This window comes from Glaciecola sp. XM2 (assembly GCF_018595715.1).
Lineage (GTDB): Bacteria > Pseudomonadota > Gammaproteobacteria > Enterobacterales > Alteromonadaceae > Glaciecola.
On the sequence record NZ_JAHEOJ010000025.1, the window covers coordinates 117,720 to 131,177 of the forward strand.

A 13,458-nucleotide genomic window follows, 5' to 3' on the forward strand; every position below is an offset into this window, starting at 1 on the left:
ACCTGTTGAGACAACTCGTTCACCATCTTGAACTTTCGGAATGTAGCGCCAAAGACTGCATGCAAGCCCAACTTGCAGCAGTCTTCTCATAGGGTTTGATGTTCTTAAAATCAATTTATATCATTCACTTTTTGCAGGGTCAAAGCGGTCAAACCACGCTTTTGTATAAAGCTGGGTGCGAAGCCAATTAGACGGAATAGATCCGGTGCCATGATACTCGCCACGCATCGGGATAAGTGCAGTGGGTACGCCACGCATTTTCAAAGCTGAAAAATACTGCTCCGCTTCAGCATATGGTGTACGAATATCTTTATCGCCCGTGATCAACAATACGGGAGTATTGACTTCACCCACCATATGCAGAGGACTATTGGCTATCCAGTCTGTAGGGTCTTCCCAAAACGGTTTTTCGTGAAAACGATATACCCACGCAGGCACATCTGAGGTCCCAGCCATGCCAATCCAATTTGACACGGTGCACCGCGCAACAGCAGCCTTAAAGCGCTGGCTAACTGCAACCATATAGGTGGTTAACACGCCGCCACCTGAGCAACCCGTGACAAATAAGCGCTCACTATCAATATTGGCCTGTGCAATGGCGGCATCAACCCCGTTGAGAAGATCTGCACCGTCTCTTACGCCTGGGTAAATCCCTTGTATAGCATTGGCAAATTCGGCGCCATAACCGGTGCTGCCGCGTGGGTTAGTAAACAGCACCACATACCCAGACGCCGCTAACTCTTGAAAGGCAAAGTTAAAGCCAATGTTATACATCGCATGTGGTCCGCCATGAATATATAACACCATAGGATATTGCTTGGAGGCATCATAGTTTGGCGGCATCACCATCCAGCCTTGAACTTGGGTGTTTTCGCTACTTTCGTACCAAATTTCTTTGACTTCTCCAAGCGTAAGCCCTGCAAATATATCTGCATTCAAATTGGTTAAACGCTTTGCTTGGCGAGTTCCTTTTTGTATATAAACATCCTCAGCTTGCTGATGACTTGAAAAGGTCATGGCCATTGTACCGTCTTGCGCAAGCGAGCCCATGGTGACAACTTTATCACCACTGGTAAGTGCTTTCGTTTTACCTTTTAAGGTAGTCTCGTGTACATGTCGTACCCCATGATGATCATAGCTGAATAAAAGTTCCTTACTGTCGTTTGACCATGCTAGATTTGAGGGTGAATCAGGTAAATCTTTGACAAGCTCGCGCAGGTTATTGCCGTCTAAATCCATAAGATATAGATGGTTTATTCTATAGGTATCAGATGCCCATTCTGGCGCACCAATCAGTGCTACATTTTTGCCATCGGGCGATACCTCTGGACTATGAAAAAAACCATCTGACGGCGTTAATGGTGTAATTTCTTGCGTACTCAGGCTAACTTTATAAACCAGTGACTTAAATACCTCTAAATCCCCGTTCTCGCGAGGCTGACCGTCAAAATAAATATGTTGTCCATCTGCTGACCAACTCACGCTACCGCCAGTGGCAATCCCGCCAATACGACGCATCGAGACATTCCACTTACCGGAGGTAATCTGCTTCGCGGTGCCGCCGTCACTGGGTACCACAAACAAATGATCATAGCCTGTATTAGTAATACCCACTCTATCTTGCTTGTGATGCAGCGTATCAATATAGATAGGATCTGTGGTCCAAGTCGCGCCTTTAGGTTTACCAGGTAAGCTCATGGCCCATGTATTTGTTTCATTAGTACGCGCAACAAATGCGATGTGCTTGCCGTCGGGAGACCAAGCATAATTGCGGGGATTGATATCAAGCGAGCTAATTTGCGACACTAATCCTTCAGCATTCATGTAACGAACATACAACTGAGCTTTGCCATTGTTATCAGGCGCCACAAAGGCAATACGATCGCCTTGAGGTGACCATTTTATATTACCACCTTTGACCACAAACGCATGCTCAGAACCATCGGCTTTTACCTGCCAAATCTCAGAGCTCGCTCGGTCATTCATCTTATCTATCCCTCTTCGAACATAAAGGATACGCTCACCGTTAGGGGATATTTGCGGTGAAGCCGCTCGTTCAAAGTCCAGCCAATGCTCAGTCTTGAGCGTTTGCGCATAACTCAGATTAGCGAGTAACAAAATACAAATAAACAAACTACTTTTTAGGTAACGCATATTCGGATCCTTGATTTAAACGATGGCAATTGTTGATGCAATTTAGCAAGTCACGTGCGTGTTATTTATCCTGCAAACACAAAGCATGCTTGCATTTATTGAGTGCCAGTGCAAGTGGCTTCAACGTCTAGGCTCATACTCATCAACGCAGACTATAAGCAGAATAAAAGCTACACACTTTTCACTGAAACAGCTGTCATTGTGAATAGGTTGGTTTGAGCTGGTTTGTGTAAATTCAGCTTTAGACGGTGCTTTAAATGGCCCATTAGGTTGTAAATTAACGCGTTTATACAAAGCGCATCAAGTCGTTTGCTGATAAACGAATTCTGCGGATAGATAGCCATCGATAAACGTAAGAAAGTCGCTCGTGAAAAAAAGTATTAACCACCATCGTTCAAGCCGCTCAGCCTATTCTCCAAAGACGTGTATAAACCATTTTCTGTTGATGTATGAGAGATCCTATCTAGGGCCCGTCTCAGATAAACCGCTTCACTTGTAGGTTCGCCTAGATAGGAATAAGCGTCAGCAATTAATATATTTGCCATAATGTGATATCCATAAAACTTCTCGAGCTCTTGAATAGTGGCTGTTATTGCTTCTTTGTCGTTAGCTGCAATGCTGATTTGCATATGTCTAATAAGGCTTGGTAAATATGGCCCTTTGTTTAGGCTTTTTTCAAGGGTTTCTTTACTCATATCAAGCGCGCTTAATGTTTTTGCAAGGTTTTCTTGCTCTGCGTAGGCAAGCATTAACACATTAGCTGCACTGGATATCTGATACAAAACCTCGGTGCTCAAATTTTCTGACAACGTTATTTGGGATAGTGCCTGCGAGGCTTCATCTAACTTGCCCTGCTTAGCATAATGCATAGCTAAAAGGGATAATCCTAGCGGGTCCTGTTGATCTGCAGCTTGTTGCATAAATGCAATGCCAATTTCACTATTGTTTGTCACGCCATAGTATAGCGAAAGCCTCGCTTGAACTTGCGCTGGCGACAGCGCCTCGCGGTCGATTGAAAGGTTAAGCTTAGGTCGCTCAATGGCAAAGCCTTTTTTACTAGTGGAACGCGCATAACGGCGCAGCTCTTTTGTAAGTTCAGACATGCTAATGTCAAAAGATGCGTCAAACGCCTCCTCTAGACTCATACCACTTCGCTGTTTTTCTATAAAGTTCATGCTGCTTTGATAATGGCTAGGAAAGCCATTACGGGCGCCAAGCGTGATGTAATGTGTGAGTAGCCAGGTGGATGGGTAAAAGCGATTTTTGACTCTACTTGGCTCATCCCAAAGGCGCTCAACCTCAAAGATATCTTCAACTTTCATCAACCCAAAACGTTCAAGGCCAGCTACTCTAAAGCTAGGTATGCTGCCTATATATACATAATCATCTTCAATGGCTAAGGTCGCAAAAAACTCCGCCACTCCTTCGTTATACCATTCGGGAAAGCGAAACGGCACATAGGCCGTGACCAAGTGATGTATATACTCATGAAATACCGTTGATAAGCTCTTTGAGATATCATCCGTAGGCGCAATGGCTGCTTTTGGGCCGGCAGTAGGATGCACAAAGTAGCCACCTATGTTTGCATCTTTACCAGTGTGCTCCCACAACTGTCTGTTGGTAAAAAGCACCATTTCTAGTGGTTGCGCTTTTTTGCGCTCGGTACCTTTCATAAACTGCAAAATAACAAACCGGAAAGTTTCTACTTCTTGGACGATTTCGGCAGCCTGTTTCAGCTCTAAATCGGTATATAAGACAAAGTTCTCAGAGGTATAGCGGTGCCAACCTAATAAATTCTCATCTGTAGCATAAGCCTGATAAGAACAAACGATGAGTAAAAAATACACACACAAACGCATCCTGCGCATGGTTAATCCTCTTTGAATACAGCAATGATAGAAGCCCTATAAGTTAAAATAAGTCTCTATGATAAGCAACGGGCTAGGAGGGTAAATTAGATAATCCCAACCATTTTTGACTCGATTTTATGTAAGCAAGTGTATAAACTCGTAAAGCTTACCGCGAAACGAATACATAAGGAATTGAGGTGGTATAAATGGTGAAGTTAAAAAAGAAGAATTCTGTAATGTTTAGAATTTTGGGATTGGTAGTAGGCATACTATTTGTGGGGATCAATGGGTACACCTTAATGTTTGGGCATGAGCCTGCATTCAATAGTATTTTGGGGTTATTTATTGGGTCATTGTTCATTACTTATGGTACTTGCGGCAAAGATTCCCTCCATATTTTCTTTAGCAAATTACAAAGCAACGCATAACAAGACCACGAAAGCGGTGGATATGCGTGTGGTATGTGGTCTATATTGCAGAAGTTATTGCTTACGGCATAAATTCGTGACTATAAAAAACGCCCTCAAAATGAGGGCGTTCAGCGTTAGAGTTTAACTAAGTTACTAAAGGATCGAGGAATAGCAATCTAGCCAGTATACTCTAAAGAAGAGTGGTGAAGTACGATGCGTACTGCGCCTGCGTCATCTTTTACAAAACCCCATGTTTTATCCACGGAAGTTACACTGCCATCTGCTGCAGTAAAGTGTACTTTACCGATAGTAGAAGCACTGTCACCAGCAATAAATACCGCGTTGTTGTCTACTTCACAGTTAGTCCAACCCATCAGGGCGAAACCTTTGTCATTAGGGAAGTTATCGTTTCCACCTACGAAATATGACAATGCACCTTCGCTAGTTGGTCTAAACGTTTGTGGTACAACAGTGAGTGTAGGTTTAAATAAAACGCCACCCATTTGATAGCCGTATGCAGCATCGATGATATTCTTTGCTAGCTTTGCAGCTTCAGCCTGACCTTTATCTTCATTTGTCTTGCTGATATCAAGTAGTGCAGCACACCAACCGTTTTGAGCGTCTAACACTTCCTGCTCTGATAAGCCTTGGTTAACAACCGTTACATTAGCACTCGCCTGAGCGGCAAAAAAAGTGATAGCTGCAGCACCGATAAACTTCTTTAGTTTCATTTCAATTTCCTTTTACAAAGAACATAGTGGTTAAAAACAGAAAGTTCATATGCATATTGTGTTGCGTTATAACATAACACTTATGAACTGTTATATTATTACATCATAGTTTTGTAAAGAGATTATTTTTTTATGCTCGATTAAAGCGAGCAAAATCCTCGTAAAAGCTATTGATATCATCCTAGGCACTTAAATCACGATTATGTGCTATTTTTATAGGCGCATATCCCATGCTAAGCATCTGCTCAAACAAACACCTATAAGGTACTATGATTATGATTAAGCATGACATGCAGCATAAAGCACACGCCATATATTGGTGGAACGTAAAAGTGCTGTGTGGCATTTTTCTTATTGTGCACTTTATTGTTGGCATGCAGTTGTCGGTGCCCACTTTAATTATGGATGTGCCTGTTTGCTTAGGGCAGATGATGGCGGTCGTGGGCGGCGGATTGTTTGTATATCATTTCGTAATCTTGAAAAATATAAATAACGCAATTGGTAAGCCTCATACCTTACTCACCAACAAAGGATTATTTAGATGGATACGTCATCCAATGTATTTTGCAGATTTTATAATTTATGCTGGGTTTATGCTCTTACACTTAAGTCTTATTAGCGCGTTTTTGTATATAGTCGTATGTGTTGCCTTAGCAAAGCAGGCAAAGGTAGAAGATAAGTATTTAGCCAAGGTGTTTGGCCAAACCCATCATCAGTGGTCAAAAAAATCATGGTTGCTGGTGCCTTATATATATTGAACGCGCTGGATGCAAAATCGATGCAACTACTTTTACAGTAACGCTCTTAATTACATCGTTTTCAATACCATCTGTGCACTTAATTGTCTTCAAGTCATAAGCGGCCTTTCTCATATTAACAAACAACGGCCCTTACTCTTTTGTTTACCCTTTAGGTATTCAAATTTACCTACGTAAGCTATGCTTAAATTCAGGACGTTAATCTACCTTGCTTTTTAATCAGGATCCTTATGAAAAAAATATTGCTTATAGCCGCTATCGCCGGTGTTACGGTCAGCCAATACGCGCACGCTTGGGGGCAAACAGGCCACCGCGTGACGGGCCAAATTGCAGAGCAGTATCTCAGTGATGAAGCGCGCGCCGCAATCGCCGCTATATTGCCTAACGAGACGCTTGCAGAAGCTTCAACTCATGCTGATGAAATGCGCTCTAACCCTGCGCCTTTTTGGCAAGATGTTGCAGGGCCTTTTCACTACGTTACCGTGCCAGCAGGTAAAACGTATCCTGAGGTAGGTGCACCAGAGCAAGGTGACTCTGTGAGCGCACTTGCAGGGTTTACCAAAACCTTAAAAGATCCAAAAGCCACCCTTGAAGAGAAGCAACTTGCCCTGCGTTTTGCGATTCATATCATCGGCGATTTGCACCAACCGCTGCATGCCGGAAATGGATTAGATAGAGGTGGAAACGATGTAAGAGTCAGCTTCTTTAATGACGATTCAAATCTTCATCGCGTTTGGGACTCTGGCCTAATTGACCGCCGAGGACTTTCTTTTACAGAGTGGAGCGATTGGTTAGGAAGCAAAATTAGCGACGAACAAGCCAAGCAATGGATGACTACCGACCCGATTATTTACATCACAGAAAGCACGCAACTTCGTGACGAGCTTTACCCTGAAGGAGAAAGGTTATCGTGGCAATACCTGTATGATCATATACCTACTGTAAAATTGAGACTTCAGCAAGGTGGCGTAAGGATTGCTGCATATTTAAACGAAGTGTTCGGCGAATAAAAACCAGAGCATTTGAGCGGCAAAGTGGATAACTATCTTAAATAGCACTAACTGCATTTTGAGGCTGATAGCGTTTTATGAAATGGCGTTATATGCTGTAGTCTTTCATATATAAAAAAGAAGTTCACAATGAAACTAGAGAGACTCTCTGCTTGGAGTGAGATTATAAGCTCGGTCGCTATTTTAATTACCTTGGTTTATTTAGCAATTCAAACTAGTCAAAATGCTGATCAGATACGGCAGAACGCAGAGGCAACTAAAGCAAGCACTCGTCAACAGATGCTAAGTACCGACATGGCGTTTTTACGTGATATTCTTGAAAATCCCGATATTACCAGTGTTCAATATAAAGAAAATTTGACGAATGCTGAAAAAACAATGTTGGCGTCGCAATACACGATGTTTTTGCGTCAGCGAGAAAACAACTGGATACAATATAAAAATGGGGCGCTTGACGAAGAATCATGGCTGTCGATGCAATCAACCATTAAGGTTCTTGCTCATCAACCAAATTTTCATATTTATTGGAACAACTTGATGAAAACAAACAATGCAATGGGCTTTGCCCCTGAGTTGATTAAACTTGTTGCAGACATTGTTGACAATTCAACACCTGGTGAAAGAGCTATCTTCATTGAGCTAATGGAACCCCCTATAGATTCATAGCTTCATTAAGCCTTGGTGTCTCTACATGCCATATCTATCACTTCACGGTCCCCCTCGGTATGGATGTGACTAAACAAGACAAAATGTTGATTCTGGTATAACTAAAAAACATTTCTCCTAAATCAGACGAACAAGCTCAGCAATGGATGACCGCCGTTCCGGTTATTTAGCACTCAACTTCGTGACGAGCGTTATCCTGAAGGAGAAAGGGTATCGTGGCAATACCTTCAGTAAAATACAGACATTGAGTATGGTTTTAACGATTTTCCTGACTGGCAAAAAACATCCAAAAGCAGACAGTCGAGCATTACGTAACGCATATTTATTCCTTCTATCAAAGCACTATAAAAAACGATAGTAACGAAAACGCAAAAGCCGGAGGGTATACTCCGGCCTGAAACTGCATTGTAAGAAGTTAGTATGCACCTGCGCTATAAATAAGCTCATAGCTGTGGCTGTAAATTTCAAGAATGTTACCAAACGGGTCTTCCATGTAAATCATTCGATATGGTTTTTCACCGGGGTAATAATAGCGAGGCGCTTTCATTCGTTTTTTACCGCCCGCCTCAACAATGCGGTCAGCTAATCCCTCTACATCAGGGTCTTGAACGCAAAAGTGAAAGATGCCAGTTTTCCAGTACTCAAAGTTATCTTTTGGATTTTCTTGATTTTTAAATTCAAAAATTTCAACACCAATTCTGTCTCCAGTAGACAGGTGTGCGATTTTGAATTTTTCCCAGTTTTCACCGAATACTTCTGTACACATTTCGCCAATTGGGCTGTCGTCTTCAGTAATTACTGTGGGCGCCATTATGGTGTACCAACCCATTACTTTGGTATAAAACTCTACGGCTTTCTCAACATCTGGCACTGAAATACCGATATGGGAAAAACTTCGTGGATAAGCCTTATTCATCATATTGTCTCCTATTGACTGATTGATTCTAGTCGCAGAGTTTACTTAGTCCTGCGTATTAAGTAAAATTATCAATAATTATTGTTTTGAGTACGTTCCGTGATGATGAATCCAGTATGGTTACATACGTTTTGCACGCTCGTTGAGGTAAATCATTTTACTCAAACCGCTGAGCGCTTGTATATGACACAATCAGGTGTAAGTCAGCATATTAAAAAACTTGAGCAGCAAGTTGACTGCGCTTTACTTGAAAGACACGGTAAAACATTTTCGCTCACCATACATGGTCAAAACCTATATCAAAAAGGAAGTTTATTGCTAAAAGAATGGCAATATTTGGAGCAACAATTAAAAGACGACTCGCCGACAAGTGGCGTGATCAAAGTACAGTCGCCCGGAAGTTGTGGTTTGCAATTTTATCAGCAAATGCTGACGCTACAAAGCGAGCATAAAGGCTTAACTATAGACTATCGTTTTGCACCAAATATAAGTGTTGAACAAGCGATTGCTAATCATAAGGCTGATATCGGTTTTGTGACTCAAGAGCCGACTCTTGGTGAGGTGTCTAACTACAAAATAGGTACCGAATGTTTGCTGTTAGTATCCCCGCGCAATATAAAAAAGCCGACATGGCAAACATTATGTGATTTAGGTTTTATTGCTCATCCAGATGGTCAACATCATGCACAGCTGTTACTTAGCGCAAATTACCCCGAATTCGAGCATATTAACCAAATAAAGCAGACTGGGTTCTCCAATCAAATTAGCTTAATACTCGAACCTGTATGTTTGGGCTTAGGATTTACCGTTTTGCCTGCAAATGCCGTAAGCACTTTTAATAAACCTGATCTCATAAACGTGCACAAATTAGCGAATTCTGTAAATGAAAATATATATGTGTGCTACCACCGCAATAGGCCTTTTCTCAAAAGAATGAACACCGTGATTGAGTTAATCAAAACTAGCTTAGACCCTTAAGTCTGAAGGAACTTGGTGTCTAGGTTTATCCCGGATTGTATGACCAGATAAGAAGGCATGTAAAATAGGTTTAGCAGAGCGAAGAACTTTTTTATAAAGGACTATTTGAAGTCTGAAGTTGGAATTATTAGCTGTGGATGTTTCAAATGAAGTGTGAGGTATTTCTTTTACCTATTTTTGATAAGTGTAATCCGTCCGCTATCTGCCCCTTAGGAGTCGTTTATCAACCTCATTCCAAACAGATCTAGGTTTATCGATGCAAATTAAAAAGGAGCTTTCCAACTTAGAATATCAATAGCCTTAAATAGTCACAGTGAAAATCGCTCCACCTAATTCGCTTTGCCCACAAACCTCAAGCTTGCCCTCATAAGTTTTCACAATATCTTGCACCACAGCCAGCCCAAGCCCGTGGCCTTGCTCGTAACTATCAGCCCGGTAACCTCGTTTGAGAATATTCCCAATCTGCTGTTCTTCGATCCCATCGCCATCGTCAGATACCTGTATGGATAATTTCGCACGTCCGTATGTGTTGTCATCGACATTTGCACCCAAGCTATTGATGTCAATATTGACCTGGCGCGCGCATGCCTTACATGCATTATCTATCAGCGCCCCTAATATCTCAAAGGCGTCTGCCTGGGCGCCATAGAAAATCACTTGTTGCTCACATTGCACGTTAAATACAATATGCTTGTCTGCGTAGAGCTTTTGCAAACCTTGCACGGTGTTTTCCACTATCGGTTTTAGGTTGCACCCTGTCTGCCAACTTGTTTGGCCGCTGCTCGCTCGTGTTAACTGCCGAGTAATAATTGCATCTATCTTATCGAGCTCTTCTGCCGTCGTAGCCGATAGCGTGGCATCGTTTTTTGCCACTGCCAGAGGGGTTTTTAGACTGTGTGCTAAATCCGATAAGGTGTTTTTATATCGCTCTCTTTGCTGGCTTTCAGTTAATATGAGGCGATTGAGGCTGTCATTGAGCGCGTTGAGTTCTTTTGGATAACGCTGAGATACTTTGTCTAACTTGCCTTTCTCTACCGCCTCTATTTCACCGCGCAAGCGCGTCAAAGGACGCTCAAACCACCTGATCCAAAAAACCTGCGAGATAAACAAAATCGTCGCTATAACGAGCAACCAAAGCCAAAGTTTTTGTTTAAATACTGCCACTCTCTGCTGATAATCATCCTTCGATTTCACAATATGAAATGTCAGAGGAATGTTCAGCTGTTCCTTCTCATAAGCCACTTTTAATTGCCAATTGAAGTGGGAGTCACCATTCAAAACAAGAGCAGTAAAGACGGGCACTCCTAGCGCACTTGACACAAATTCGAGGCTCTCCTGCATTGGCAAAAATGAATTAGACGACCACAAAATATCGCCATCAGCGCTACGAATAAACGCGTACCAACCTGACTCAGGAATATCAAATGATGGGCCATCCAATTCAATTGGCATCAGCAGACCTTGCTCATCAATATCTGTACCGGCCATCAAGTTATAGCTATAAGCCTCTAAGGCCTGCTGCTCACTCAACAAGGCTTGCTGATTAAAGGCGCTCATTAAGCCAAAATGAAATGCCGGCAATAGCAAAAACGCCAACGCAACATTGACGATGATCAGTCGACGTCTAAAGCTAAGGGTAACCATACTCATGAGCTAAATTTGTATCCCTGTCCACGTACTGTTTTAATGTAGCGCTCACTTTGCTCAGGGCTAATTTTTTTACGTAAGCGCTTTACAAAGACCTCTATGACATTGGAGTCGCGATCAAAGTCTTGCTCATACAAATGCTCTGTCAGCTTTGCTTTGCTAATGATTTTGTTTGGATGTCGAGCAAGATACTCCAAAACTCTGTATTCATACGCCGTTAAGCTCACCTGTTCTTGGTTAATGAACACTTCAGCGGCATTGGTATCAATACATAGCTCATCAAAACTAAGGCGCGGATTAGTTTGTCCAACATTGCGCCTAATCAGGGCCTTTACTCTGGCTAGCAATTCTTCTTTTTGAAATGGTTTGGTTAAATAGTCATCCGCTCCCTGATTCAGACCATTCACTTTGTCTTGCCATTTGTCTCTGGCTGTGAGAATTAGAATCGGAATAGTGATGCTTTCACGCATTTTTTCAATGAGCGATAAACCATCTAGTTTAGGAAGGCCTAAATCGATAATCGCCGCATCGTAAGTGAATTCTTGAGCTTGATACAGCCCCTCTTCTCCATCAAACGTTGTGTCGACAGCATAACCGGCAGCATTTAAAAACGCGTACAATTGCGCGTTTAATTTAGCGTCGTCTTCTACAAGTAGCAATCGCATGCATTTACTCTTTCGTCATTCGTCCGTTTGCTGCATTCACGCGCACAAATATCACCCTACCGTCACGCGTGACAACTTTAATGCGGTAAATCGTTTGCTCGTTTCGATTAAGGGTAGCGGTACTGAGTATCTTGCCTGGATATTGCTTTTTTACCATGGTCACGGCTTGACGCATGGTAACGTCACTGGCACTTGCGTGTGCAGGCACCCATAGCACGCTCGCGAAGGCCAGAGTCATCATCAGCAATAAGATGCGTAGAGCAGAATTGATATGCACACCAATCTCCATGGAGAATAATTTTAGTCAGTGTAAGGCAAAGCATCATCAAGATCACTCATCGTTTTGCGCATTGCCGCTACCTTAATCATCAAAAGAGGGCGACTTAACGCCACCCTTTGTTGATGCGAATAAACTTTCCAGGATGATAGTCGGTCCGGGTTTTATAAACCTGTCCTCTATAACGATACTTCACTTTGTATCCGACAACCGCCTGTTCGTAATGCGACACGTGGCACTGACGTTTTTGGCGCTTGTTGTAGTGATTTTGCCCTTGCTTGTGTCGACGATTATGATTTGATTCTGCAGCGGCAACACCACCAATTACGGCCCCAGCAATGGTTGCTACTTTTCTTCCGTCGCCTGAACCAAACTGATTACCGATGGCTGCGCCTACCGCTGCACCGGCAACCGGAGGAATATGGTAGTTATTTGTCGAGTAGTGCTGCCTACCATGTCCGCAGTGGCGATTGTGTCTATAAATCGGAATGCTTTCGTAAATGGGTTTAACGTGTATGACGCGCGCTTTGTTTTTATAGCCATGACCATGATTATGATTATGATTATGATTATGATTATGATTATGATGAGCCATAGCCGCAGACGCGCCAAACAGACTTGAAACAACCAGTCCTACAAATAGGTATTTTACGTTTTGTTTGATGTTCATTTTGCTTCTCCAGTGATGCGGTATTGGTTACCGACAAAACCAGTGTATAAAAGCGAAACTGAACCTAAGCTGAATGAAATGCAAAAATAAAATAATAAAAATTTGACGTGAGCGTGGCCCCGAAACCTAACGGGGCTGTCTTGCTATACCTCTACATCTAGCGGTTCGGGCGAAAGAATGATCCCGGTGCCGTCTGCATACACAAAATCTTCAGGCAAAAACGTCACGCTGCCAAAATTGACCGGAATATCCAAGTCGCCCACTTCACGACTTTCTGCTGCAACGGGAATAGCATTTATGGCGTGTATACCAATATCAAATTCTTCTAACAGGTCGACATCTCTGACCGCACCATAACAAATGATACCTTCCCATCCATTATCAATGGCGAGTTGCACATTTTCAGCATCAATTAATGCACGCCTAACGGACCCGCCACCGTCAATCAGCAGAACCTTTCCAATGCCATTAGTGGCTAAAACTTTATCAACGAGTCCTCGGTCTTCAAAACATTTGATGGTGGTAACTTCACCGGCATAGGAAAACGCGCCACCATAATTGGTGAAAATTGGTTCGACAACATCGATGGCGTCGGCATACAAATCACATAGTACTGAAGTGTTTATTTCCATGGCTTGGAACACTCTCGATAAGAAAAGACATGTTCACACTAGTGTAAATACTGAGCTTAGTAAACCTTCTACACGCGATTTATAGCGAAAATCA

At 42.5% G+C, this 13,458-nt stretch carries 13 protein-coding genes; 4 read left to right on the top strand and 9 right to left on the bottom strand.

Annotated elements, in window-relative coordinates:
* Nucleotides 1-120: 120 nt before the first annotated feature.
* From KJ365_RS12560 to KJ365_RS12570, 3 genes are all read right to left on the bottom strand, one after another.
* Entirely contained in the window at nt 121-2,154 is a 2,034-nt protein-coding gene (locus KJ365_RS12560; protein ID WP_250884210.1) for a S9 family peptidase, read from the bottom strand.
* Nucleotides 2,155-2,534: 380 nt separating this feature from the next.
* On the bottom strand, nt 2,535-4,022 hold the full coding sequence (locus KJ365_RS12565; RefSeq protein ID WP_214452017.1) for a hypothetical protein: 1,488 nt from the start codon (nt 4,020-4,022) through the stop codon (nt 2,535-2,537).
* Nucleotides 4,023-4,590: 568 nt separating this feature from the next.
* Nucleotides 4,591-5,145, bottom strand: a complete 555-nt coding sequence (locus tag KJ365_RS12570) for a metal-independent carbonic anhydrase family protein (protein ID WP_214452018.1) — start codon at nt 5,143-5,145, stop codon at nt 4,591-4,593.
* Nucleotides 5,146-5,420: 275 nt separating this feature from the next.
* On the opposite strand from KJ365_RS12570, the gene KJ365_RS12575 reads away from it, so the two are divergent.
* The 3 genes from KJ365_RS12575 to KJ365_RS12585 all read left to right on the top strand — a co-directional run bounded on the left by KJ365_RS12575 (nt 5,421) and on the right by KJ365_RS12585 (nt 7,579).
* Nucleotides 5,421-5,903: a methyltransferase family protein gene (locus KJ365_RS12575; protein ID WP_214452019.1), complete on the top strand. Its 483-nt coding sequence runs from the start codon at nt 5,421-5,423 to the stop codon at nt 5,901-5,903.
* 230 nt (nt 5,904-6,133) lie between these two features.
* Nucleotides 6,134-6,913, top strand: a complete 780-nt coding sequence (locus tag KJ365_RS12580) for a S1/P1 nuclease (RefSeq protein WP_214452020.1) — start codon at nt 6,134-6,136, stop codon at nt 6,911-6,913.
* A 129-nt stretch (nt 6,914-7,042) separates the two neighbouring features.
* Entirely contained in the window at nt 7,043-7,579 is a 537-nt protein-coding gene (locus tag KJ365_RS12585; protein ID WP_214452021.1) for a serine incorporator domain-containing protein, read from the top strand.
* Between the two features lie 415 nt (nt 7,580-7,994).
* Here KJ365_RS12585 and KJ365_RS12590 read toward each other — a convergent pair whose 3' ends face one another.
* Complete coding sequence (locus KJ365_RS12590) at nt 7,995-8,495, bottom strand: lactoylglutathione lyase family protein (protein WP_214452208.1); 501 nt, start codon at nt 8,493-8,495, stop codon at nt 7,995-7,997.
* Between the two features lie 102 nt (nt 8,496-8,597).
* On the opposite strand from KJ365_RS12590, the gene KJ365_RS12595 reads away from it, so the two are divergent.
* Nucleotides 8,598-9,473, top strand: coding sequence for a LysR family transcriptional regulator (locus tag KJ365_RS12595; protein WP_214452022.1), 876 nt, complete (start codon nt 8,598-8,600; stop codon nt 9,471-9,473).
* A gap of 300 nt (nt 9,474-9,773) precedes the next feature.
* On the opposite strand, the gene KJ365_RS12600 is transcribed toward KJ365_RS12595, so the two are convergent.
* From KJ365_RS12600 to rraA, 5 genes are all read right to left on the bottom strand, one after another.
* The gene (locus tag KJ365_RS12600) at nt 9,774-11,123 is read right to left on the bottom strand and encodes an ATP-binding protein (protein WP_214452023.1); all 1,350 of its coding nucleotides are present in this window, start codon (nt 11,121-11,123) and stop codon (nt 9,774-9,776) included.
* Nucleotides 11,120-11,785, bottom strand: coding sequence for a response regulator transcription factor (locus KJ365_RS12605; protein ID WP_214452024.1), 666 nt, complete (start codon nt 11,783-11,785; stop codon nt 11,120-11,122). Before KJ365_RS12605 ends, KJ365_RS12600 begins: the two co-directional genes overlap by 4 nt.
* A 4-nt stretch (nt 11,786-11,789) precedes the next feature.
* Nucleotides 11,790-12,062 (bottom strand): PepSY domain-containing protein, encoded by a 273-nt coding sequence (locus tag KJ365_RS17050; RefSeq protein WP_214452025.1) that lies wholly within the window; start codon nt 12,060-12,062, stop codon nt 11,790-11,792.
* 106 nt (nt 12,063-12,168) lie between these two features.
* A complete protein-coding gene (locus KJ365_RS12615) occupies nt 12,169-12,732 on the bottom strand; it encodes a glycine zipper 2TM domain-containing protein (protein ID WP_250884211.1) in 564 nt (187 codons plus the stop codon).
* Between the two features lie 143 nt (nt 12,733-12,875).
* Nucleotides 12,876-13,364, bottom strand: a complete 489-nt coding sequence (gene rraA, locus KJ365_RS12620) for a ribonuclease E activity regulator RraA (protein WP_214452026.1) — start codon at nt 13,362-13,364, stop codon at nt 12,876-12,878.
* Nucleotides 13,365-13,458 lie beyond the last annotated feature (94 nt).

Bases quoted from the DNA above. Each gene is read 5' to 3' on its own strand.
- KJ365_RS12590 (WP_214452208.1), bottom strand. From the start codon at position 8,495: ATGAATAAGGCTTATCCACGAAGTTTTTCCCATATCGGTATTTCAGTG.
- KJ365_RS12570 (WP_214452018.1), bottom strand. From the start codon at position 5,145: ATGAAACTAAAGAAGTTTATCGGTGCTGCAGCTATCACTTTTTTTGCC.
- KJ365_RS12595 (WP_214452022.1), top strand. From the start codon at position 8,598: ATGATGAATCCAGTATGGTTACATACGTTTTGCACGCTCGTTGAGGTA.
- KJ365_RS12580 (WP_214452020.1), top strand. From the start codon at position 6,134: ATGAAAAAAATATTGCTTATAGCCGCTATCGCCGGTGTTACGGTCAGC.
- KJ365_RS12565 (WP_214452017.1), bottom strand. From the start codon at position 4,022: ATGCGCAGGATGCGTTTGTGTGTGTATTTTTTACTCATCGTTTGTTCT.
- rraA (WP_214452026.1), bottom strand. From the start codon at position 13,364: ATGGAAATAAACACTTCAGTACTATGTGATTTGTATGCCGACGCCATC.
- KJ365_RS12560 (WP_250884210.1), bottom strand. From the start codon at position 2,154: ATGCGTTACCTAAAAAGTAGTTTGTTTATTTGTATTTTGTTACTCGCT.
- KJ365_RS12605 (WP_214452024.1), bottom strand. From the start codon at position 11,785: ATGCGATTGCTACTTGTAGAAGACGACGCTAAATTAAACGCGCAATTG.
- KJ365_RS12600 (WP_214452023.1), bottom strand. From the start codon at position 11,123: ATGAGTATGGTTACCCTTAGCTTTAGACGTCGACTGATCATCGTCAAT.
- KJ365_RS12575 (WP_214452019.1), top strand. From the start codon at position 5,421: ATGATTAAGCATGACATGCAGCATAAAGCACACGCCATATATTGGTGG.
- KJ365_RS12585 (WP_214452021.1), top strand. From the start codon at position 7,043: ATGAAACTAGAGAGACTCTCTGCTTGGAGTGAGATTATAAGCTCGGTC.
- KJ365_RS12615 (WP_250884211.1), bottom strand. From the start codon at position 12,732: ATGAACATCAAACAAAACGTAAAATACCTATTTGTAGGACTGGTTGTT.